Source organism: Nitratidesulfovibrio sp. HK-II, assembly GCF_003402415.2.
Lineage (GTDB): Bacteria > Desulfobacterota > Desulfovibrionia > Desulfovibrionales > Desulfovibrionaceae > Cupidesulfovibrio.
Map to the genome: position 1 here is coordinate 2837204 of NZ_AP036014.1, position 21783 is coordinate 2858986.

The window sequence follows — 21783 nt, forward strand, 5'->3', positions numbered from 1 at the left end:
CGAGCGGGGCGCACCCTTCCCTTGCCCGCCCCGCTGGGCTAGAACACGGCCCATGGTCACCGCCGCATCCCACGCCCCCGCACCGGGCCATTCCGGCCCGCAGCCCGGCACGCGACGCCGGGTGTTGCACGTGGTGTCCTCGCTGGGGCTTGGCGGCACCGAAAAGGTCATGCACCTGCTGCTGGCCCGGCTGGACCCGGCCCGTTTCCACCGGGCCGTGTGGAGCCCGGAGGATGGCCCCCGCGCCGCGCCGCTGCGCGAGGCGGGCGTGACCACCTTTGTCGGCGGCGACCTGGGCGGCGTGGCCGCGCGCTTTTCCCCCCACATCGTGCACGTGCACCGCGCGGGCTGGCCGCAGCCCGAACTGCTGCGCCCGCTGCGCGCCGCCTTCCGCCTGGCGGCATCCGGCGATGCCGCCACCCTGGCCCGCCGCCTGCCCGCCATCGTGGAAACCAACGTGTTCGGGCGGCACGATCCGTCGCACTCCGGCACGCTCATCGACGTCACCCTGTTCGTGTCCCGCTTCTGCGCGGAACGCTTCGCCCGCGTGCAGGGCATCCCCGCCGTGCCGCCGCGCTGGCGGGTGCTGTACAACCCCGTGGACACCGCGCTGTTCGCCCGGCTTACCCCAAGCCCGGCCGAGCGCGACTACACCCGCCCCGTGCTGGGCCGCCTGTCCCGGCCGGACCCGGGCAAATGGTCGCCGCTGGCCCTGCACATCCTGCCCATCCTGCAACGCGAGCTGCCCCGCTTCCGCTACGACGTCATCGGGGCCATCCCCGAGGCGGAACGCTACGTGCGCGAACACGGCCTTGGCGACAACGTGCGCTTCCTGCCGCCGGTGCGCGAGGACGCGGAACTGGCCGCCTTCTTCAACGAACTGTCCCTGCTGGCCCACGCCAACGACACCGGCGAAAGCTTCGGCCTCGCCATCGCGGAAGCCATGGCCGCCGGGCTGCCCGTGGTCACCCACCCCTGCCCCGGCCTGCGCGACAATGCCCAACTGGAACTGGTGGAGCACGGCGTGACCGGGCTGGTGGCCGACACCGTGGAGGACTACGCCGGGGCGGTGCTGCACCTGTTGCGCCACCCGGAAACGGCCCGGCGCATGGGCGAGGCCGGACGACGCAAGGCCGCCGCGCTGTTCGACGCGGCCGCGCAGGCCCGCGCGCTGGAGATGCTGTACGACGAACTGTGCCCGCCGGAACTGGCGGCCGGGGAGGCCACATGAACGACGCGCCCAAAATGGCCGACCCCACGGCCGTGGCCGCCGACGCGCTGCTGGCCGCCTACACCCGCGCGGTGCTGGGATTCCGGCTGGGCGGCGCGGATGACGCCGCGCGGGCAGCGCCCGGCTGCGCCCCGTCCGGCCAGGCTGCCCCCAATCGGGCAGACCCCGATCAAACGGCCCCTGACCAGACAGCCGTCACCCAGGCCGTGGAAAAGGCCCTGCGCCTCGCCGCGCGCAGCGGGCGGCCCCATCTGGTGCTGCTGGGCACCGGCGACGGCCAGTTGCCGGACGCCCTGGCGGATGCGCTGGCGTCTGCCATCGCGGCGAACGCCGCATCCCCGCGCCTGACCCTGTGCGACCTTTCTCCGGACAACGTGCGCGCGGCGCTGGCCGCCGGACGGCTCACCGCCTTCACGCCCCCCGCCCTGCCGGACGCCACGACCCCCCGCCTGCTGGCGGACACCTCGCCGTGGGCGCTGTTGCTGCTGTTGCGCGCCACTGGCATCGCGCCGGAAAGCGCCACCCTGTTCCCCAACCCCTTCCTGCCCCCGGCAGAGGCCGAGGTCCTGCGCCGCTGGCGACGGCTGTTCGGCGCGTGCGCGCCGGTCGATCTGCCGCCCGTTACGCCGCCCTCCGCACCGGACCTCGGCGTGGGGGCCATCCTGCACCCGCAAGAGCCGGACCTGGCCGGGTTCTTCGCCCAGATTCCCGCATGGGTGCGCGAAGTGGCCGTGGTCTGGGACGGCGCGCCGCCCGGCTTCGACGCGGCCGCCCTGTGCCCCGTGCCGCTGCGCCAGACGGTGCGCCCGCTGGGGGGCGACTTCGCCGCCCAGCGCAACGCCATGCTCGGGCTGCTGTCCACCGGGTGGTGCCTGTACCTGGACGCCGACGAACGGCTTTCCGCCCGCACCTGGGCCTTGCTGCCCCGCCTGATGGCCGTGCCGGGAGCGGGGGCGTGGGTGTTTCCCCGCGCCACCGCCTATCCGGATGCGAACCACCTGCGCGTGGGCTACGGCCTGTGGCCCGACGTGCAGTTGCGGCTGTTCCGTCGCACGGAGGGCGTATGCTTTACTGGCGCGGTGCACGAACGGGTGGTGGGGGTGAACGGCCACACCTGCCTGCTGGCCGACGCCTGGATCGACCATTTGAGCTGGACGGCCAAGGACCGGGAAACGCTGGCCGAGCGGCTGCGGGTATTCGACGCGGCGGCCCAGGCCGGGGGAATGGACCACGACGCCGCCTGCCGCGCGCACCGGCTCAGCGCGGAGTATCCCGCGCTGCGACGCGACCTGTTCGCGGCGGCCGGGCTGGCCCCCGGCGCGCCGGAACCGGGCAGGCCGACGACGGACGACGGGCAGCGCTCCCCCCTGGCCCTGCGCCTGCCCCTGTCGCCCTGACCTTCGTCGTCCCCCGCCGCCACCCCACCCGACACGACGGCGACGCCCCGGAAACATCAGCGCCGCCCGGCGGCTCCGGGCCATCGGGCCACGTGGGCGCCTGCCGCGCTGGACCCTGCGCGGAACCGCCCCACCTTGATTTGCTCTGCCCGATGCCCTACACTGCGCATATGCAAGGAAGCAAAGGATTTCCCATGATTATACGCTGCCCGGAATGCCAGTTCGAACGGAGCATCGACAGCAGCAAGATTCCGCCCTCGGCCGCCATCGCCACCTGTCCCAAGTGCCGTCACCGGTTCCGTTTTCGCGATCTCGCGCCCGGCATGGCCGACGCCGCCGGGGGGGCTTCCGACGCGTCCGCCGCACCGGCTGCCTCGCGCGCCCACCCGGCCGTGGCCCATACACCGCCACTCCGCGGGCACGGACCAGACGGCCCGAGCGGACAGGCGACAATGCCGGAACAGGTTGATGCCATGCCCGGAGCGCCCTTCAACCAGCCAGGGGCGCAGGACGAGGATGACGATCTGCCCGCCACCTTCCGCCGCCCGTCATTCGAGAATTCTTCTGGCCAGAATTCTTCCGGCCAGAATCCAAACGGGCAGCATCCTTCCGGCCCGGCGGATTCCACAGCGCAGGCCCCCGACGCAGCCGCATTCGACGGCAATTACAACGGTGAGGACGACCACGTGGGCGAGCCGCGCCCCATATCCTCCGCCGACGCCGCGCCCTCACCCTCTGGCGGGTCCTCTACCCCCGATATGCCTGACGCGCCCCGTGCGCCCGTGGCCCAGCAGCCTTCACACGGCCACACCGATCTTTCCCGGCCCGGCGACGACCCGCTGCCCCCCGGTGCGGTGATTCCCGGACGCGGCTCCTCCCCGGCCCGGGACGATGACCAGAACGGCCAGCCCGGCCAACAAAACGGGCACGGCAACGAACCGCGCCGCCCAGGTTCGCCGCGCGACATCTGGGACGCCGTGGCCTCCGTGGGCGACCGCTGGCGCAAGCAGTCCGGGCGCGACCCCCGGCCGGGCGATGCCCGCGATGACGGCCCTCGTGACGGGCGCGACGGGCGCGACGGGCGCGAGGACGGCGTGTTCGCGACCCACGAACCTGGATCCGACCGCGACCAGCGCGACGCCCGACACCCCGGCGAGCGCGACGCCCCCCTGCCGCCGTGGGCGGCCTCGGCCCGCAACGAGGTGCCGTGGGAAAACCTGGACCGCCTGGGCTTCTTCCCCGGCCTGTACCAGACCATCCTGCGGGTCATGCTGGCCGCGCCGCGCTTCTTTTCCGGGGTGCGCTCCACGGGATCGCTGAAGCGGCCGGTGGCCTTCTACCTGCTGGTGGGCATCTTCCAGTCGCTGACGGAACGGCTGTGGTACCTCATGAGCATGCGCGCCTTCGGCGGCTTCATCGATGATCCGCAGTTGAAGGCCTGGATGGGCAGCGTCACCCACGACATGAGCCTGCCCATGACCCTGCTGCTCTCACCCTTCACCCTGCTGCTGCAACTGGCCGTGCTGGCGGGCCTGTACCACTTCATGATCCGGCTGGTGGAGCCGCGCGCGGCCGACCTGCCCACCACCGTGCGGGTCATCTCGTACAGCGCCGCGCCCACGGTGCTCAGCGTGGTGCCGCTGGTAGGACCGGTGGTGGGTTCGCTGTGGTTCGTGGTATGCACGTTCGTGGGCGTGAAATACGCGCACCGGCTGCCCTGGTCGCGCACGGCGCTGGCCATCGGGCCTCTGCTGGGGCTGGGTTTCGCGCTGACGGTGCAGCTGTTGCGCATGTTCATGTCCTCCGCGCCCATGTAGCCGCGCACAGGTTGCCGGGCCGCGCGGGCGGCCGGTCGGCCCGGCTCCATTCCCGCAAGAACGGGAACCGCCCGGCAACGGGCGTGACAGGCAAAGCCGCGCATCCCCCGGAGGGATGCCAAGAAGCCACCGGAACGGCGACCCAGGCAAGAGTCCGGGGAGGCGGCCATGTTCAGAAAACTGCGCGCCCTGTGGAACGAACTGCAAGAACGGCGCAGACACGCCCGTGAAATCGCGCCGCGCACCATCCGCGACCAGGCCGCCGAACTGCGCGAACTGGCGGAGATCGCCGAGCGGGTGTCGCCCGTGGACGCCGAGACGCTGGTGCGGCTGCGGCGCATCCGCCACGAAATGAACGACCTCATGGACCTTACCCGCCGCCCGGAATTCCACCGCATTCCCGCCCAGCGCAGGCTGGACCTGCACAACGGCATCCAGCGCACCCGCGAACAGATCCTGGAATCGGCCCAGGCCGCGCCCACGCCCACCCCGCGCCTGCAATAGGCAGGCGGGCCGGATACGGCAACGCCCGCTGCCCCGCTTCCCACTCGCCCCCGGCAGCCGTACGCCAACCGGCCCGGGAGCCTTCACATTCCCTGATATATCACGGCACCATTCTTGCTTCGGCATGGTCACCATCCGTCCGCGCGACGGCTTTCCGACATCACCGCCACGCGCCCGTCCGTCACGACGGCCACAGGCGCGCGGTCATTCCCGGAGCGTTGTCCATGTCCCTGATGTTCCGCCTGCCCACCTCGCCAGCCCGCGCCCGGCGGCTTGCCGCGCGCCTTGCCCTGCTCCTGCTGCTTGCCGCCCTGCTGCCCCTGGCCGCATCCTGTTCCGGGCCGCCCAAGGCCGGGGTGAACATCGACCTCGCCAGCCAGCCCACCTTCTACATGGACGACTGGGTGCGGCGCGGCAATCCGCAGGTCAGCGTGCGGCCGACAACCCCGCCCAACCGACCGCTGACCGCGCTGTTCGTGCCCTTCCGGGTCACGCAGCAGATGGACAAACCGAGCTACGTGGGGCTCGAGGTGTCTCGCCAGATCTGGCAGACGTGGCTGTCGGAAAAGGTCTTCCCGGTCATCGAGTTCGCGGAGACAGCCACCCCCTACCGCCGGGACGTGGCCATGCAGTTGGCCGCCCAGCGCGGGGCGCAACTGCTCATCGGCGGGTACGTCAGCCATTACGTCAACGGCGGCACCTCGGGCGATTCCAAGCTGTCGGTGTCCATGGAAATCTGGGACATGAACACCGGCCAGATGATCTGGGCCATGGGCCACGCCGGGGTCATGGAACACCAGTTCGCCAACGATTTCCTGCTGTTCTCCGCCAAGTCGCGCATGCCCAGCGACCCCATGTGGGCCATCATCCAGACCGTTTCGTGGGACATGGCGCAAGAGGTCAAACTGTGGATCAACCCGCCCGCGCCACGTGGGCTGTCAAAGGAACCGGCGTTCTAGGATTTTCCGGCCGGGTCGCCACGCGGCCCGGTCGCTCCTTTTCCGCGCCGTGGCCTCGGCGTGCGCCCCGGTTCCAGTGCCAGGCTCCACTGCCCCGGCTTCACCGCCCGGTTCCGGCCCCTTCACTCTTCCCCGCCGCCGTCCTGTTCCCTTCGCGCGCACCGCGCCCGCTTTGCCAAGCCCCGCGCCGGGTTGCCGCCATTCCCTTTGCTGCGCTCCGGTTTCAACTCCGCCGGGGCGGGTTGCTTTCCCTCCGCCACGATTTATGCTAGGGCGTGAGGACGTTTTTCCGGTGCCAGCCCGCCGCGCTACGCCCCGTGCCCCAAGGCCGGGGCCTCTCTTGTCAGCGCGCCCGGCGGCCAGCCAACAGGAGTGAGAATGATCGGCATCTCCAAGCTTTACTGTGGTCAGGTCGAGCCTTCGGACGCCCTTCGCTACGGGCGTCATTCGGGCCAGCTTCCCTCCCACCTGCTCCAGTTCTCCAAGGACAAGAAACCGGTTGTGGTCTGGAACATGACCCGCCGTTGCAATCTGAAGTGCGTGCACTGTTACGCCCAGGCCGTTGACCCCGAAGGCAAGGACGAAATCTCCACCGAACAGGGCAAGGCCATCATCGACGACCTGGCCGCCTACGGCGCGCCGGTCATGCTCTTTTCCGGCGGCGAGCCGCTGGTGCGCCAGGACCTGGTGGAACTGGCCAAGCACGCCACCACCAAGGGCATGCGCGCGGTCATCTCCACCAACGGCACCCTGATCACCAAGCAGAAGGCCCGCGAACTGAAGGAAGTGGGCCTGTCCTACGTGGGCATCTCGCTGGACGGCGGCGAGGAAGTGCACGACAAGTTCCGCGCCGTGCCCGGTTCCTACCGCCGCGCGCTGGAAGGCATCGAGAACTGCAAGGCCGAAGGGCTGAAGGTGGGGCTGCGCTTCACCATCAACAAGCGCAACCAGGGCGAGGTGCCCAAGCTCTTCCAACTGCTGCGTGACCTTGAAGTGCCGCGCATCTGCTTCTACCACCTGGTCTACTCCGGCCGGGGCTCCGAACTGATCAAGGAAGACCTGGACCACGCCGAAACCCGCGCCATGGTCGACCTGATCATGGACAAGACGCGCGAGCTGTTCGACGCCGGGCTGCCCAAGGAAGTGCTGACCGTGGACAACCACGCCGACGGCCCCTACGTGTGGATGCGCATGCTGAAGGAAGACCCCAAGCGCGCCGCCGAGGTGTTCGAGCTGCTCCAGTACAACGAGGGCAACAACTCCGGTCGCGGCATCGGCTGCATCTCGTGGGACGGCAAGGTGCATCCCGACCAGTTCTGGCGTCAGCACGTGGTGGGCAACGTTCTGGAACGTCCCTTCTCGCAGATCTGGGACGACCCGAACATCGAACTGCTGCACAAGCTGAAGGACAAGAAGCAGCACGTGGGCGGCCGCTGCGCCACCTGCCGCTTCCTGAACATCTGCGGCGGCAACTTCCGCGCCCGCGCCGAAGCCTACTACGGCGACATCTGGGCGCAGGACCCGGCCTGCTACCTGAGCGACGACGAAATCCGCGCGTAGGGGCACCCCGCGCCGGAGCCATACCCGCATGACGACGCCCGGACGGCCCATGGCCGTCCGGGCGCACGCTCCGCCGCCAAGGCCCCAGCCGGGCCGCATCGCCGCATCACTGCCGGGCGCGCCGCGCGAAGCGTTTCAACCCTGCCTATTCCAGGAGACGGCATGTCCGAATTCGGGGACTTCTTTCGGGGGCGCAGACTGCGCCGCACCGCCGCCCTGCGCGAAATCGTGCGCGAAACCGCGCTGCGCGCGGCCGACCTGATGATGGCCTACTTCGTGGTGGAAACCGACGACCCCACGTTCCGCAAGGAAATCGGGGCCATGCCCGGCCAGTACCAGCTTTCGCTGCAGGAACTGGAGAAACAGGTGGAAGCGGCCGTGGCCACGGGCCTGCGCAGCTGCATCCTGTTCGGCATCCCCAAGGAGAAGGACTATCGCGGCAGCGAGGCCTACAACAAGGACGGCGTGGTGCAGCAGGCCGTGCGCCTGCTGAAGAAGCGCTGGCCGAACCTTGTGGTGTGCACCGACGTGTGCCTGTGCGAATACACCGACCACGGCCACTGCGGCCTGGTGCGCCAGGGCGACACGTCGGGCGAGGTGCACAACGACCCCACCCTGTCGCTGCTGGCCAAGACCGCCGTGAGCCACGCCGAGGCCGGGGCCGACATCGTGGCCCCCTCGGACATGATGGACGGCCGGGTGCAGGCCATCCGCCGGGCACTGGACCAGAACGGGTACAGCCACATCCCGGTCATGTCGTATGCGGTGAAGTACGCATCAAGCTTCTACGGCCCGTTCCGCGAGGCGGCCGAATCCACCCCGCAGTTCGGCGACCGCAAGACCTACCAGATGGACCCCGCCAACCGGGTGGAGGCCATGCGCGAGGCGGCGGCCGACATCGCCGAGGGCGCGGACATGCTCATCGTAAAGCCCGCCGGGCCGTACCTGGACATCATCCGCGACGTGCGCGAGCGCTTCGACGTGCCCGTGGCCGCCTACCAGGTGAGCGGCGAATATTCCATGATCCGCGCGGCCGGGCTGAACGGCTGGATCAACGAGGACGCCGTGGTCATGGAATCGCTGCTGGGCATCAAGCGCGCCGGGGCCGGGCTGATCATCACCTACTTTACCGAAGACCTGCTGCGCAAAGGGCTGGTGAACTAGCATGAGCCATCCGCAACACCCCGGCGACGAACGCAAGGCCGGACACCCCGCCAGCATGGGCGGACATCCGGCCAGCCCGCAGGGCGGTCATCCGCACGGACACCCCGGTGGCCATCCTGGCGGCGGCCATCCCGGCGGGCATCCTGCTGGGCATCCCGCAAGCATGGGCGGCCACCCCACCGGCGTAGGCGCGCCGCAGATGCCGCGCACCCTGCCCGACGGCACCCCCACCTGCAAGCTCATCGCGTGGGAGGTGACCCGCTCGTGCAACCTGGCCTGCAAGCACTGCCGGGCCGAAGCGCACGAAGAACCCTACCCCGGCGAATTCTCCACAGCCGAGGCCAAGGCCCTCATCGACACCTTTCCGCAGGTGGGCAACCCCATCATCATCTTCACTGGGGGCGACCCCATGATGCGGCACGACGTGTACGAGCTTATCGCGTACGCCACCGGCCTTGGCCTGCGCTGCGTCATGTCGCCCAACGGCACCCTGATCACGCCGGAAACGGCCCGCAAGATGAAGGAAGCAGGCGTGCAGCGCTGCTCCATCTCCATCGACGGGCCGGACGCCGCCAGCCACGACGCCTTCCGGGGCGTGCCCGGCGCGTTCGACGCTTCCCTGCGGGGCATAGAGTACCTGAAGCAGGCGGGCATCGAATTCCAGATCAACACCACCGTCACCCGAGACAACCTCGGCAGCTTCAAGGACATCTTCACGCTGTGCGAGCGCATCGGCGCGGCGGCGTGGCACATCTTCCTGCTGGTGCCCACCGGGCGCGCGGCGGGCCTTGGCGACCAGGTCATCTCGGCCACGGAATACGAGGAAGTGCTGAACTGGTTCTACGACTTCCGCAAGACCACCTCCATGCACCTCAAGGCCACCTGCGCGCCGCACTACTACCGCATCATGCGCCAGCGGGCCAAGGAAGAGGGCCTGGCCGTGACGCCCGACACCTTCGGCATGGACGCCATGACGCGCGGGTGCCTTGGCGGCATCGGGTTCTGCTTCATCAGCCACGTGGGCCAGGTGCAGCCGTGCGGCTACCTGGAACTGGACTGCGGCAACGTGCGCGAAACGCCCTTTCCCGAAATCTGGCGCAACACGCACCACTTCAAGCAGTTCCGCGACCAGGAAGCTTACACCGGCAAGTGCGGCCCCTGCGAATACCACAAGGTGTGCGGCGGCTGCCGGGCGCGCGCCTACAACATGAGCGGCGACCACATGGCCGAGGAACCGCTGTGCTCGTACACCCCACGGCGCACCGGCGCGTGCCGCTGACGGAGGCCCCATGACCGCATCCCACGCCGCGACGGACTCCCTGGACCAGATCGACAAGCGCATCCTGGACGTGATCCAGTCGGACTTTCCGCTGGAATCGCGCCCCTACGCCGCCATCGGCGAAAAGTGCGACATAACGGAAGCGGAGGCGCTGGCCCGGGTGCGCGCCATGCGCGAGCGCAAGCTCATCCGCCGCATCGGGGCCAATTTCCAGTCGGCCAAGCTGGGCTTTCGCTCCACGCTGTGCGCGGCCAAGGTGCCGGACGAGGCCATGGACGAATTCGTGGCCGAGGTAAACCGCCACGTGGGCGTCACCCACAACTACCTGCGCAACCACGAATACAACATCTGGTTCACCTGCATCGGCCCTTCGTGGGACAGCGTGTGCGCCACCCTGGCCGAGATCACCGCGAAGACGGGCATCGCCATCCTGAACCTGCCCGCCACCAAGTTGTTCAAGATCAAGGTGGATTTCCAGATGGGTGACTAGCCCTCAGGAATACACCGCAGTTGCAGACAAAGGCCCCGGACGTGTCACTGGCATGTCCGGGGCTTTTTGCGTGCGTCCGGGCAAGGGGGGACTGGCCCACGACATTTATCCAAACACCTAAAGTCCAGCCGTCATTCCGCCGTCGCCCCAACGGCATGACGCGCCGCCCCGTCCGTGTTATGCACGAGCCATGACCATGCTCACCTTGCTCTCCGCCGTCGCCGCGCTCGTGGCCACCCTCTGCCTTGCCGCCATCACCCTGCTGCACGGGGCATGGGTTCTGGGCTCCACCCTGTGGCTCGACAGGATCATTCCCCGCACGCCCGATGCGGCAGGCGGCCGCCCCCTGTTCGCCCCCTCGCGCGGGCTCACCGGCGTGGTCACCCTGGCCTTCGCCCTGCTGGCGCTGCTGCCGGGCCTGACCCTGGGCTGGCTGCCCCTGCCGCCGCCCCGCATGGCCCCCACGCTGTGCCTGGGCGCGGCGTTCATCTTCGTGGTGCGGGCCATTGGCGACTTTCGGTACTGCGGCCTGTTCCGGCGCATCCGCTCCACCACCTTCGCCCATTGGGATGCCCGGCTGTACACACCGCTGTGCCTGCTGCTGGCCGCCTGCTACGGCCTGTTGGGCACCGCGCCCCGCTGACGGGCGTCGGCGGCCGCAGCCATCCCCTGCCACCTGCGGGCATCTGCGGGCGTCCATCGGCATCCTTCGCATTCCACGAATGTCCACGCCTTGCCCCTGCCCGCCCCCTACCCTATGAAAGGGACATGGGACGCACAGCGCATCGCACGAAACACGGCAAACGGGACACGCAAGCCCCCAAGGCAGACTCCCGCCGGGAACGCGGCAAGGGGGACGCATGCGGCGCGTCCCCAGCCGAGCGCATGGCCCATGCCACCTGCACCGGCGTGCGCCATGCCCCGCCGCGCCTGTCCCTGACCATTCCGCCGGAGCGCATCGACGCCGCCACGTGGGACCAGATCGAAAGCGCGCTGGCCCTGCCCTGCATGGTGCACCTGGCCGTCATGCCCGACGCCCACGCGGGCTACGACCTGTGCATCGGCGGGGTGGCCCTGCTGGACGGGCACATCAGCCCCAGCTTCGTGGGCTACGACATCGGCTGCGGCATGTGCCACGTGAACACCGGTCTGCCCGCAGACGAGGCGCTGCCCGACGAGGCGGCCCGCCGCCTGCTGTTCGACAGGCTGCGGCTGGCCATTCCCGTGGGCACCGCCACCCGCGCCGCCGGGGAATACGACCTGCCGCGCTTCACCAGCGCCAGCGGCGACGCGCAACTGACAGAAGCGGTGAACGCGCGCCAGTCCATCCAGCTGGGCACCCTGGGCGGGGGCAACCACTTCCTCGAAGTGGGGGTGAACAAACGTGGCGAGATCGGCATCACCGTGCATTCCGGCTCGCGCCGCTCCGGCTGGGACATCGCCGCATGGTACATGCGGCAGGGACGGCTGTTCCCTCTGGATTCGCGCCTTGGCCGCGCCTACCGGCAGGACATGGACTGGGCGCTGGACTACGCGCTGCTGAACCGCCGCCTGATGCTGGAACACGCCCTGCGCGCGCTGGCCGACGTGCACCGGCAACTGGCCCGGCCCACGCACAAGCCAGTCACCGGCACCGCCGCGCCCAAGGTGCGTACACGGCCCGCAGCCTCCCCGGCCTCCGCCCTCCCAACCTCTTCCCTATCTTCGCTTGTCCCCTCTGCTTCCCCGGCTCCATCCAGCCAGCCGCCCCTGTCCGTACAGGAAATTTCCCTGCTGCTGGGCCGCATGATCAACGAGAACCACAACCACGCCGTTGTCTGGAACCAGCCCGGCCCTTCCGGCGCGCCGCTGGTGCTGCACCGCAAGGGGGCCACCCCGGCCGACGCTGGCCAGCCCGGCATCATCCCCGCCAATCAGCGGGACGGGGTGTATATCACGGAAGGGCTTGGCAACGAGGAATACCTGTCCTCGGCCTCGCACGGGGCGGGCCGCCGCATGTCCCGCAACGAGGCGCAGCGCACCATTTTGCTGGAACGCTTCCAGTCGCAGATGCGCGGCGTCGTCTGCCGCTCCGACAAGGGGGTGCTGGACGAAGCCCCCGACGCCTACAAGCCCATCGCGGAAGTGCTGGCCGCGCAGGACGGCGTGCTGGTGCGGGTCATCGACCACTTCCGCCCGCTGGTGGTGCTGAAGGGGTGACAGGCAGCCGGTTGGGGATAGGCTTCAAGGTCGCCCCCTTGCTCACTCCCTTCGCTTATCGGCTCACTTTAGCCACCGGCGAAGGTGACAGGCTGTACACCTTCCTGCCCCCCCCCAACGCCCGAAGACAACGTGCCGCGCGTGGAAGCGTGTGACGCCGTGCCTTGTCGGCGGCACATGCGTCGCGACGGTGGCGCAGGTAATGGCACCCCCGCTCCGCCATGCCCGTGAGAGTATGGCGCACATCGCATTCCGCCGGGCAGATCACCCGAAGGCGCTTTGGCCGAGGGAAGCTGCCCGGCAGGGAATGTGGTGCAGGATACGTTGGGGGTCCAGGGGAGGCGAAGCCCCCCTGGAACGCGGGGATGCAAGGGGCCATCGTTCAATGGCCCCTTGCCCGCCGGAGGCATACGAAATCGAGAGTACCCAAGAAGGCATGACTGTCTCCGTAGAAGCCGCGCCCATCAAGGCACAACACCTCCCACCTCTTCCTCCCTTCCCCTTCCCTCCCTGCCCCAACAAAAAAGCGCCCGGCCATACCGACCGGGCGCTCTCTTCTCATAGCAAGCCGCGTAGCGACTCTACATCGCGTGGCGACTAGAAACCGAACCCGTCGTCGCTGGCGCCGGAAGCGCCAAAGCCGAAGGTATCGGGCACGCCGCCGCTGGTGTCTTCGGCGGGCGCATCGAAGTCGGCCATGGCGCCGCCCTCGGCGGCAGCCGCGCCAGCGGCGCCGGCGGCGGCCACGGGCAGGGCCTTCAGGGCGTCCTTGACGGCGCGGGAAACGATGTCCTTCACGCTGGACTCGATTTCCTTCTCGTCAATGGCCACCTTGCCGTTGAAGGGAGCCAGTTCCTTCTTCAGGTTGGCGATGTCGCCGTTCAGGCTCTGCACCTTCTGTTCGGACTGGCCAAGCTTCTTCTCGAGGTCGGCGGCCTGGCCCTTGAAGGGGGTCAGTTCCTTCACCTGGGCCTGCAAACCGGCCACGGTGTCTTCCAGGTCGGCCACGTTGGCCTTCAGGGCAGCGATCTTGTCCAGCACCACGCTGATGCCGGCCAGTTCGGCGGCGGAGATGGGCTGCAGGGACACGTTGTCGCCCAAGCGGCCACATTCCTTCTTCACCCAGTCGTCGTAGTTGCCTTCGGCTTCACCGCACTGCATGAACGCCGGGTTCTGGCTGTACAGCCAGCCCTTGGCCATGGGGGCCACGGCGGCTTCCTCTTCGGTGGCCAGGGCGCGCTGGGCCAGGTAGCCCAGCAGGTCGGACACGTCGGCACCGGCCTTCCCGGCGACCAGGCCGAGAACGGTTTCCATCTTGAACACTCTGCGACCTTCGTCAGACATTGCAGCCTCCTGATATCGGAAGAATGACTTCTCGGTTCGTTGTTCCGGCCGTGCGCGCACCTTCGCGCGCCGCCTTCTCTGCCGCTAGCGGCGGCCCATGGCGCGCACGTAGGTGAGCGCGGCGGTACGGTACACAAGGTGGCCGAGCTTCGACCACGGCAGGTAGGCGAACAGCATCCACACCGCCACAAGGTGCACGTAGTACACGCTGTAGGCGACAGGAGCGATGCCCGCGAGGCGGAACAGCTGGCTGAGCACGCCGGTGACGGCAACCACCCAGATGACGCCGAGCAGATACCAGTCGTAGTAGTTCGAACTGGTCTTCTTGGGATCAAGCGCCTTGCGGCGCACCGTAAGGATGGCCAGGCCCACCAGCAGCATCACCGCGCCGATGTTCGCCAGGATCTTGACCGGGAAGGTCAGCGGCATGGGCGTGTGGATCGCGATGGCCGGAATCACCTTGCCGCCCCAGTGCCCGACAGCCACCACACCGGTGACGAAGGCCAGGATGACGAAGGAGTACATGAGAACCATGTGGCCCACCTTGCGGTCGGACTTGTCCGCGCCGCAATCCTTGAACTTGGTGTGGGTCAGCACTTCCTCGAGGATCACGTCGACCAGGTGCAGCGTCCAGTGCTTGGTCTTGCCGAGCATCATGGTGCGGCCTTCAGGCTGGAACGACGCGATGAGGTTCTTGGTCCCCTTGAACAGGATGCCCACCGCCGTGAAGAAGGTAAGCATGAAGATGGGGTCGATGGTGAAGTCACCGGGGAACAGCTTGCCGAACACGATGTCGCCCTGGGGGAACAGCGAGCCGTTCACGCCGGCCATGATCATCCAGACCACCGCCCACAGGATGGCCGGAATGGCCACCAGGATGGGCAGGTACTGGGGAGAGGACAGCCACTTGCCAACCACGGTGGGCTGGGTGAGGCGCGCGTAGGTCATGTTGCGCAGCGCGGACAACAGGTCGCCCGGCTTCGCGCCGCGGGGGCACAGGTCGGAGCAGGTGCCGCAGTTGTGGCACAGCCAGATGTCCACGTCGGACAGCAGCTTGTCCTTCAGGCCCCACGAGGCCCAGACCATCTCCTTGCGGGGATAGGGGTTGTTCGTGGGGGAGATGGGGCAGGCCACGCTGCAAGTGGCGCACTGGTAGCACTTCTTGAGCGATTCGCCACCGACAGCCTGCAGTTCTTTGACGAACTCAAGATCGGGTTGAATCCTGACGGGTTGAGCCATGTTCCATCTCCTCCTAGTACCCCTTGAACGGGTTCGGACCCTTCTCAAGGATCATGTTCATGAAGTCCTCGATCACGCCGGGGAGCTTGTCGTACTCGTCAATGGCGACTTCGTACTGCTCCACGCGGTCCGGCTCCACGCCAAGGCGGTTCAGCGTCTCGGCAATGTTCTCCTTGCGGCGCTTGCAGATTTCCGAACCCTTGACGAAGTGGCACTGGTAGTCGTCGCCGTACTTGCAGCCCAGCATCATCACGCCGTCGATGCCCTTGGACATGGCGTCGGCAACCCAGATGGCGTTGACCGAGCCAAGGCAGCGCACGGGAATGATGCGCACGTACGGGCTCCAGTGCTTGCCGCGCAGCGCGGCCATGTCCAGCGCGGGGTAGGCGTCATTCTCGCAGGCCAGGATGACCACGCGGGGGCCGCCCTTCTTCATGTCCGGCGGCACGTTGATCTCGCGGATCATGGAGCCGATCTGGTCGATGTTGTAGTTGGCGAAGGAGATGACGCGCTCGGGGCAGGCGCCCATGCACGTGCCGCAGCGGCGGCAGCGGGCCGGGTTCGGCTTCGGCGTGCCCTTTTCATCGTCGTCCAGCGCGCCGAAGGGACATTCCTCGGTGCAGCGCTTGCACTGGGTGCAGCGGACGAAGTTGAACAGCGGGTACGACAGGTCGCCCGAGCGGGGGTGCACCGCAACGCCGCGGTTGGCGGATTCGATGCACTGGATGGCCTTCATGGTGGCGCCCACGGCGTCTTCCTCGGCGGCGTCCAGCATCATGGGCTGGCGCACGCAACCGGCGGCGTACACGCCCGTGCGGCGGGTTTCGTAGGGGAAGCAGATGTAGTTCGAGTCGGCGTAGCCTTCAAACAGTTCCAGGTCGGGGAAGGCCGGACCCTGGCGGTAGTCGAAGTTGACGATGGGATCCTTCGCGGTGGCGGGCACGATGCCGGTGGGCAGCACCACCATGTCCACGTTGATCTCGATGTCGTCGCCGATGAGGGTCTTGTCGCACAGCACGTTCAGGGTGCCGTCGGCGGCCTGGGTGACGGAGCGGATTTCCGCCTTGGACATCATGACGCCCAGACGGTCCTGCGCGGCCTTGTAGAACCGCTCGTGGATGCCCTGCACCACCATGCTGTCGTACAGGATGAAGGCCTGGCCGCCGTCGAAGGCGTCGCACACGTAGCCAGCCTGCTTCAGGGCCACAACGCTGCTGATGGCGTTGGAGATGGGCAGGTGGCGCACGCTTTCGTGGTCCTTCACCACCGGGGCGGCGGCTTCGCCTTCCGCCGGGGCGGGGGCTTCTGCCGGGGCTTCGGCGCACACTTCGGCGTAGGGGTCGGCCGGTTCGGCCAGCGCGGTGTTCAGGATGAAGGCCACGCGGCGGGCGGTGATGCCCCCGTTCTTGGCCAGCTTCTCGAACTCGGCGGCGGTCACCACGTTCTGCAGGCTGCCGTAGCCGAAGGGCTCGAGCACCTTGGTGTCCTGCGGCTGCCAGCCGGTTGCCAGCACTACCGCGCCCACCTTCACTTCCTGCTCGCCCGAGGCAAGCGCGATGGTGGCGGTGAAGTCGCCGGGCTGGCCGGAGAGCTTGGCCAGCTTGGCCTTGGTGTACACGGTGATGTTGGCGTCACCCTGCACGGCGGCGATCTTCTTTTCGATGCCGGTGTCATGCACGTCGGTGTAGGGGTGGCTGAGCGGCACGGTCTTCAGCAGGCCAAGGGCGCGGCCGCCGAGCACTTCGTCCTTTTCCACCAGCACCACTTCGTGGCCCGCCAGCGAGGCGTTGGTGGCCGCGGTAAGGCCGGTCCAGCCGCCGCCCAGCACCAGCACGCGGCGCACGCCCTCGGAGGGCGAACCGTCGGGCGCGGTGGTCTTCTGCAGGCGGACGACGCCCATGTTCACGTAGTCGGTCACCAGCGCTTCAAGCAGCTGTGGGGCCGCCTCGGGGTCGGGCAGCGAACCGTCGGGGTTCTTGTAGGAAAGCACGCCCTGCTCGCGCAGGTTCACGCGGTCGACCAGCACGCCCTCGAATTCGTAGAGGTCCCAGTCGACGCGGGGGGAAGCGCCGCACAGCAGCACGCCGTCCAGGCCTTCTTCCTCGATGTCGGCGATGATCTCGTCACGGGCCTTCTTGTCGGCAAGGACGGGAAAGACCTTGCAGACCGGCGTGAGATCGCCCCATTTGCCGCCCACAGTATCGGCAAGGGACTCAAGGTCGAGACCGCCGCCGATGCTCGACTGGTCGAAATAGACGCCAATTTTGGTGGCCATTCTGTATTACCTCCCTCTCACCGTTTGAATCGCCTTCAGGGCCGCGCTGGTGCCGGACTGGGCGGTACGCATCACGTCGAGCGGCTTCTGGGCGCACCCGGCGGCAAAGATGCCCTTTTCCTCGCCGCCGACGATGAAGCCTTCCTCGTCCACGGGCACGTCGAAGGGCAGCTTCTGGCCCGCGAGGCTGGGCTGCATGCCGGTGGCCAGCACGACGAGGTCGTAGCGGTGCTTGCGCTTTTCGCCCTTCACCGCGTCTTCCACCTCGACGATGACGTCGCCGGTGGCGGCGTCTTCCTCGACGCCCGCGACCTTGCCCTTGACCAGGGCGATCTTCTCGTCGGCCTTCACCTTGCGCAGGAACTTGTCATAGCGGCCCGGGGTGCGCAGGTCGATGTAGTACACCGTCACTTCCGCGTCGGGGAACTGCTCGCGCACGTACAGGGCCTGCTTGAGGGAGGCCATGCAGCAAATGTAGGAACAGTAGTTCAGGTGGTTCTGGTCGCGCGAGCCCGCACACTGCACGAAGGCCACCTTCTTGGGGGCCTTGCCGTCGGAGGGGCGCTTGATCTGCCCGGCGGTGGGGCCGCTGGCCGAGGCCAGGCGCTCGAGCTGCATGTTGGACACGCAGTTGGCGAACTTGCCCGCGCCAAGGTTGGACAGCCTGGTCACGTCGTAGGGCTTCCAGCCGGTGGCGATGACGACGCTGCCCACGTTCAGCTCGATGTCGCGCGGGGCTTCGTTCATGTCGCAGAACGCGCTCTTGCCGACCTTCAGTTCGTCGGCGCGGGAGAGCGCGGCCTTGTCGAGCACGAAGCGGCTGGGGAAGGCGAACGGCACGCTCATGTACAGCGGCTTGCGCTTTGCGAGGCCCAGTTCGAACTCGTTGTCCACGTCGCTTTCAAGGGAGGAGGCGAGCAGGGAAAGGTCGGCGCTGCTCGGCACGGTGCCGCGCGGCTCAATGTGCACCTTGACGGTGTAGTTGCCGGCTTCGCCGGACACGGCGGTCACTTCCGCCTGGGTGAAGAACTTGATGCGCGGGTTCTTCTTGATGCGCTGGAACTGGATTTCCAGGCCGCAGGAGGGAGGGCAAAGCTTGGGGAAATATTTGTTAAGCTGCGCAACCCGCCCGCCAAGAAACGGTGTTTTCTCGACGATGTACACTTCATAGCCGACTTCCGCGGCTTCAATGGCGGCCGTAAGTCCGCTGAAACCGCCTCCGACGACGAGTATGGAGTTCGACATTCTCGCTATCCTCCCTACAGTTTATCGGGCCTTCGTCAAAACGGCCTAAGCCCAGACAATAAGGCATGCTTACTGCCCCGGCTTAGGCCGTCCGGGTGAAAGGAGAAAGGGGCGGTTGCGGCTTGCCGCAACCGCCCCTGAAGCTCACCTATTCGGTGGGAATGATCTGGTAGTAGGGCTTCTTGAAGATCTTCGTTTCGCCCTTCTTGGGATCATGCTTCGAGTTCACGAAGCACTTCCACTTGGAGTCGTCGAGGCCCATGAAGTCGGCACGGTAGTAGAAGCCGGGGTAACGGGACTCTTCGCGGAAGCGGATGTGCTGCATGTGCAGGCGCACGGTCCACAGACGGTGGTAGTTTTCCCAGCAGCGCAGCAGTTCGTGCAGGTCGCGAGCGGCCAGCTTGAGGGAGTCTTCTTCCAGCATGTCCATGAGCGCGAAGCCAGTGTCGAGCGCCGCAGCGGAGGTGGTGTAGTAGGTACCGCAACCACCGCCGTATTCGTCGGTGCACTTCACGAGGCGCATCATGAAGTTCTTGGGGCTGATGTAGGTCGGGTTCACCACCGGGTCGGTGGAGGCGTCCTTGCCAGCCAGGTAGTTGAAGTAAGGACGGTAGATGAGCTGCTTCAGCTCTTCGGCCGTTTCCTTGATGGCGGGCTTGAAGCCCTTGTGGTCGATGCACCAGCGGACCATCTGCTTGCCGCAGATACGGCCTTCGGCGTGCGAACCGGAGGAGAACTTGTGGCCGGAAGCGCCGACGCCGTCAGCGCAGGTCCACAGGCCCATCACGGTGGTCATGCGGTTGTAGACCTTGCCGTTGTCCGCGCGCACCTTGTAGTCTTCGGGCACCCAGGCTTCGTCGGGACCGGACACCCAGATGCCGCAGCAGCCGGAGTGCGAGCCGAGCAGGTAAGGTTCGGTGGGCATGATTTCCGAGCCGCGTTCTTCGGGCTGGATGTTCATGCAGGCCCACAGGTTGGCCTGACCCACGCACATGTCGAGGAAGTCTTCCCAGGCTTCGGACTCGAGGTGCTTCTGCTGCTCGGGGGTCATGCTGGCGAAGGTGGTCTGCAGGGCGGTCTTGGTGTCCATGTAGATGGGACCGCGACCTTCGCGCATTTCGCGAAGCATCATGTGGTTACGCAGGCAGGTCGGGATGACGTGGCCCTTGGCGTAGCCGCGATCTTCGTAGGGCTTCAGCATCGCGCGGTTGGTGGCGCAGTAGTCTTCACCCTTGTAGTTGGTGGCCTTCGCCTTGAACAGCAGGAACCACGCGCCGACCGGGCCGTAACCGTCCTTGAAGCGGGCGGGCACGAAGCGGTTTTCCATCATGGTCATTTCGGCGCCGACCTGGGCACACATGGTGTAGGTCGAACCGGCGTTCCACACGGGGTACCAGGCGCGGCCCATGCCTTCACCAGTGGAGCGGGGCTTGTACACGTTCACCGCGCCGCCGCAGGCAACCATCATCGCGTTGGTGCGGAAGATGTGCACTTCGTTTTCGCGCAGGTTGAAGCCCACGGCGCCGGCGATGCGGTTTTCGGTGTTGGCGTCGAGCAGCAGCTTCACGATGAAGATGCGTTCCATGATGCGGGCTTCGCCAAGGGCGTTCTTCGCGGCTTCCGCCACGATGCACTTGTACGATTCGCCGTTGATCATGATCTGCCAGCGGCCGGAACGCACGGGGTCGTCGCCGTTGCGCAGCGACTTGCCGGCGGCCTTGGCCTGGGCGCCGTCGAGGTTGTGGCCGTGTTCGTCCTTGATCCAGCAGGGCAGGCCCCACTCTTCGAACAGGTGCACGGAGTCGTCAACGTGACGGCCAAGGTCGAAGATAAGGTCTTCGCGCACGAGGCCCATGAGGTCGGTGCGGACCATGCGCACGTAGTCGTCGGCGGGGTTCTTGCCGAGGTACGTGTTGATGGCCGACAGGCCCTGCGCCACGGCGCCGGAGCGCTCGAGGGTGGCCTTGTCCAGCAGCATGATCTTCAGGTCGGGGGCGTACTTGTCAGCCCAGCGCACGACTTCGAACGCGGTGCCGCAGGAGCCCATACCACCGCCGACGATGAGGATGTCGACGTCATGTTCCTTCACGATGGGATCGGCGATGGCCACACCCTTCGCCTGTTCCTTAACGGGAATCATCGGCATAGCTAAATCTCCTTATCGCAATGACTTGCGGTGGGTTCCGGACTAGCGGTTGCCGCCTTCGCAACCGGTTTCATACCAGCACTGGCTCAGATCAGAGTCAGAGATCGCGGCCTTTTCGCCAAGGGCAACCTTGGGAGCGATGAGGGCGGTCTCGGTGAACAGCAGTTCATTTTCGAGGTCGCCAGCTTCGGGCTTGCCGTCGAAGGGCTTGATCGAGCCTTCAGGGGTGGTACGAATGGGGAACTTGAAGCGCTTCACATTCCCGTTGCGGAACTTGACGGTCCACATGATGGAGTCGGCCGAGCGCAAGGGGATGCAGGTGCCGCCCATGGGCGCGAAGTCGGCGTAGGGGCGGGCCGTGATGGCGCCCTGGGGGCAGATCTTCACGCAGGAGTAGCATTCCCAGCAGGCTTCGGGCTCCTGGTTGTAGGCCTTCATGGCCTCGGGGTCGAGGATCATGAGGTCGTTGGGGCAGATGTACATGCAAGCGGTCTTTTCGCCACCCTTGCAGCCGTCACACTTGGACGGATCAACATAAGTCGGCATACCTTATCCTCCAACTCAGCGAATTAAGGGGTTATACCTTGTCAGCCTCAACCCATGCGGATCCCACCATCATGTCGATGGAGGCTGAAAAAGCAGGTTCGGGAGCCTGCCTTTTCGGACTGCATCGCCCTCTGCGGCCTGATCGTGTTGCTTGTGACCGATTTAACAATGTGGCCCGAGAGTGTCAAGCAACTTGTTCAAACCCTTCACAAGGATACGCCATCATACTGTTTTTCCGCGATTTATTTGAACATTCCGACATGTTGCCACCACAGGATGGGGGCCACCCCGCCGCACTGCCCCTTGCGGTGTATCGTGAAGCAGGCAGAGTTTCAAGACCGTCCGCCGCCGTTTTGCGGCCTTTTATCCCTTTTTTCACGAAAGACCA

The 21783-nt window shown here is 67.0% G+C and carries 17 protein-coding genes; 11 read left to right on the top strand and 6 right to left on the bottom strand.

Annotation, left to right across the window (positions count from 1 at the left end):
* The first annotated feature begins 52 nt into the window (after window positions 1–52).
* The 11 genes from RVX_RS11855 to RVX_RS11905 all read left to right on the top strand — a co-directional run bounded on the left by RVX_RS11855 (window position 53) and on the right by RVX_RS11905 (window position 12600).
* Window positions 53–1231 carry a glycosyltransferase family 4 protein gene (locus tag RVX_RS11855; RefSeq protein ID WP_116306024.1) on the top strand — a complete coding sequence of 393 codons (1179 nt, stop codon included), beginning with the start codon at window positions 53–55 and terminating at the stop codon, window positions 1229–1231.
* Window positions 1228–2628, top strand: a complete 1401-nt coding sequence (locus tag RVX_RS11860) for a hypothetical protein (protein ID WP_116306025.1) — start codon at window positions 1228–1230, stop codon at window positions 2626–2628. The genes RVX_RS11855 and RVX_RS11860 overlap by 4 nt, the downstream gene beginning before the upstream one ends.
* Before the next feature lie 194 nt (window positions 2629–2822).
* Complete coding sequence (locus RVX_RS11865; protein WP_116306026.1) at window positions 2823–4445, top strand: YIP1 family protein; 1623 nt, start codon at window positions 2823–2825, stop codon at window positions 4443–4445.
* Between the two features lie 168 nt (window positions 4446–4613).
* A complete protein-coding gene (locus tag RVX_RS11870; RefSeq protein ID WP_116306027.1) occupies window positions 4614–4949 on the top strand; it encodes a hypothetical protein in 336 nt (111 codons plus the stop codon).
* 224 nt (window positions 4950–5173) lie between these two features.
* Window positions 5174–5908: a hypothetical protein gene (locus RVX_RS11875; protein WP_116306028.1), complete on the top strand. Its 735-nt coding sequence runs from the start codon at window positions 5174–5176 to the stop codon at window positions 5906–5908.
* Window positions 5909–6286: 378 nt separating this feature from the next.
* Complete coding sequence (gene ahbC / locus RVX_RS11880; protein WP_043609964.1) at window positions 6287–7468, top strand: 12,18-didecarboxysiroheme deacetylase; 1182 nt, start codon at window positions 6287–6289, stop codon at window positions 7466–7468.
* 162 nt (window positions 7469–7630) lie between these two features.
* A complete protein-coding gene (gene hemB / locus RVX_RS11885; protein ID WP_116306029.1) occupies window positions 7631–8632 on the top strand; it encodes a porphobilinogen synthase in 1002 nt (333 codons plus the stop codon).
* Window position 8633: 1 nt separating this feature from the next.
* Window positions 8634–9911 carry a heme b synthase gene (gene ahbD, locus RVX_RS11890; RefSeq protein ID WP_172596567.1) on the top strand — a complete coding sequence of 426 codons (1278 nt, stop codon included), beginning with the start codon at window positions 8634–8636 and terminating at the stop codon, window positions 9909–9911.
* A gap of 10 nt (window positions 9912–9921) precedes the next feature.
* Window positions 9922–10401, top strand: a complete 480-nt coding sequence (ahbA, locus tag RVX_RS11895) for a siroheme decarboxylase subunit alpha (RefSeq protein WP_116306031.1) — start codon at window positions 9922–9924, stop codon at window positions 10399–10401.
* A 196-nt stretch (window positions 10402–10597) separates the two neighbouring features.
* Complete coding sequence (locus RVX_RS11900) at window positions 10598–11044, top strand: DUF3995 domain-containing protein (protein WP_230404596.1); 447 nt, start codon at window positions 10598–10600, stop codon at window positions 11042–11044.
* 125 nt (window positions 11045–11169) lie between these two features.
* Entirely contained in the window at window positions 11170–12600 is a 1431-nt protein-coding gene (locus RVX_RS11905; protein WP_116306033.1) for an RtcB family protein, read from the top strand.
* 597 nt (window positions 12601–13197) lie between these two features.
* Here RVX_RS11905 and RVX_RS11910 read toward each other — a convergent pair.
* The 6 genes from RVX_RS11910 to aprB all read right to left on the bottom strand — a co-directional run bounded on the left by RVX_RS11910 (window position 13198) and on the right by aprB (window position 21395).
* Window positions 13198–13944, bottom strand: coding sequence for a hypothetical protein (locus RVX_RS11910; RefSeq protein ID WP_116306034.1), 747 nt, complete (start codon window positions 13942–13944; stop codon window positions 13198–13200).
* A gap of 84 nt (window positions 13945–14028) precedes the next feature.
* Complete coding sequence (qmoC, locus tag RVX_RS11915) at window positions 14029–15183, bottom strand: quinone-interacting membrane-bound oxidoreductase complex subunit QmoC (protein WP_116306035.1); 1155 nt, start codon at window positions 15181–15183, stop codon at window positions 14029–14031.
* Between the two features lie 13 nt (window positions 15184–15196).
* Entirely contained in the window at window positions 15197–17458 is a 2262-nt protein-coding gene (locus RVX_RS11920; protein ID WP_116306036.1) for a hydrogenase iron-sulfur subunit, read from the bottom strand.
* Between the two features lie 6 nt (window positions 17459–17464).
* Window positions 17465–18703 (bottom strand): CoB--CoM heterodisulfide reductase iron-sulfur subunit A family protein, encoded by a 1239-nt coding sequence (locus RVX_RS11925; RefSeq protein WP_116306037.1) that lies wholly within the window; start codon window positions 18701–18703, stop codon window positions 17465–17467.
* Window positions 18704–18851: 148 nt separating this feature from the next.
* Window positions 18852–20849 carry an adenylyl-sulfate reductase subunit alpha gene (gene aprA / locus RVX_RS11930; RefSeq protein WP_116306038.1) on the bottom strand — a complete coding sequence of 666 codons (1998 nt, stop codon included), beginning with the start codon at window positions 20847–20849 and terminating at the stop codon, window positions 18852–18854.
* Between the two features lie 42 nt (window positions 20850–20891).
* A complete protein-coding gene (aprB, locus tag RVX_RS11935) occupies window positions 20892–21395 on the bottom strand; it encodes an adenylyl-sulfate reductase subunit beta (protein WP_116306039.1) in 504 nt (167 codons plus the stop codon).
* Window positions 21396–21783: the final 388 nt, after the last annotated feature.

What these genes read in the sequence shown, in the direction of transcription:
- RVX_RS11855 (WP_116306024.1), top strand. Translation starts at nt 53, where the DNA reads ATGGTCACCGCCGCATCCCACGCCCCCGCACCGGGCCATTCCGGCCCG.
- RVX_RS11860 (WP_116306025.1), top strand. Translation starts at nt 1,228, where the DNA reads ATGAACGACGCGCCCAAAATGGCCGACCCCACGGCCGTGGCCGCCGAC.
- RVX_RS11865 (WP_116306026.1), top strand. Translation starts at nt 2,823, where the DNA reads ATGATTATACGCTGCCCGGAATGCCAGTTCGAACGGAGCATCGACAGC.
- RVX_RS11870 (WP_116306027.1), top strand. Translation starts at nt 4,614, where the DNA reads ATGTTCAGAAAACTGCGCGCCCTGTGGAACGAACTGCAAGAACGGCGC.
- RVX_RS11875 (WP_116306028.1), top strand. Translation starts at nt 5,174, where the DNA reads ATGTCCCTGATGTTCCGCCTGCCCACCTCGCCAGCCCGCGCCCGGCGG.
- ahbC (WP_043609964.1), top strand. Translation starts at nt 6,287, where the DNA reads ATGATCGGCATCTCCAAGCTTTACTGTGGTCAGGTCGAGCCTTCGGAC.
- hemB (WP_116306029.1), top strand. Translation starts at nt 7,631, where the DNA reads ATGTCCGAATTCGGGGACTTCTTTCGGGGGCGCAGACTGCGCCGCACC.
- ahbD (WP_172596567.1), top strand. Translation starts at nt 8,634, where the DNA reads ATGAGCCATCCGCAACACCCCGGCGACGAACGCAAGGCCGGACACCCC.
- ahbA (WP_116306031.1), top strand. Translation starts at nt 9,922, where the DNA reads ATGACCGCATCCCACGCCGCGACGGACTCCCTGGACCAGATCGACAAG.
- RVX_RS11900 (WP_230404596.1), top strand. Translation starts at nt 10,598, where the DNA reads ATGCTCACCTTGCTCTCCGCCGTCGCCGCGCTCGTGGCCACCCTCTGC.
- RVX_RS11905 (WP_116306033.1), top strand. Translation starts at nt 11,170, where the DNA reads ATGGGACGCACAGCGCATCGCACGAAACACGGCAAACGGGACACGCAA.
- RVX_RS11910 (WP_116306034.1), bottom strand. Translation starts at nt 13,944, where the DNA reads ATGTCTGACGAAGGTCGCAGAGTGTTCAAGATGGAAACCGTTCTCGGC.
- qmoC (WP_116306035.1), bottom strand. Translation starts at nt 15,183, where the DNA reads ATGGCTCAACCCGTCAGGATTCAACCCGATCTTGAGTTCGTCAAAGAA.
- RVX_RS11920 (WP_116306036.1), bottom strand. Translation starts at nt 17,458, where the DNA reads ATGGCCACCAAAATTGGCGTCTATTTCGACCAGTCGAGCATCGGCGGC.
- RVX_RS11925 (WP_116306037.1), bottom strand. Translation starts at nt 18,703, where the DNA reads ATGTCGAACTCCATACTCGTCGTCGGAGGCGGTTTCAGCGGACTTACG.
- aprA (WP_116306038.1), bottom strand. Translation starts at nt 20,849, where the DNA reads ATGCCGATGATTCCCGTTAAGGAACAGGCGAAGGGTGTGGCCATCGCC.
- aprB (WP_116306039.1), bottom strand. Translation starts at nt 21,395, where the DNA reads ATGCCGACTTATGTTGATCCGTCCAAGTGTGACGGCTGCAAGGGTGGC.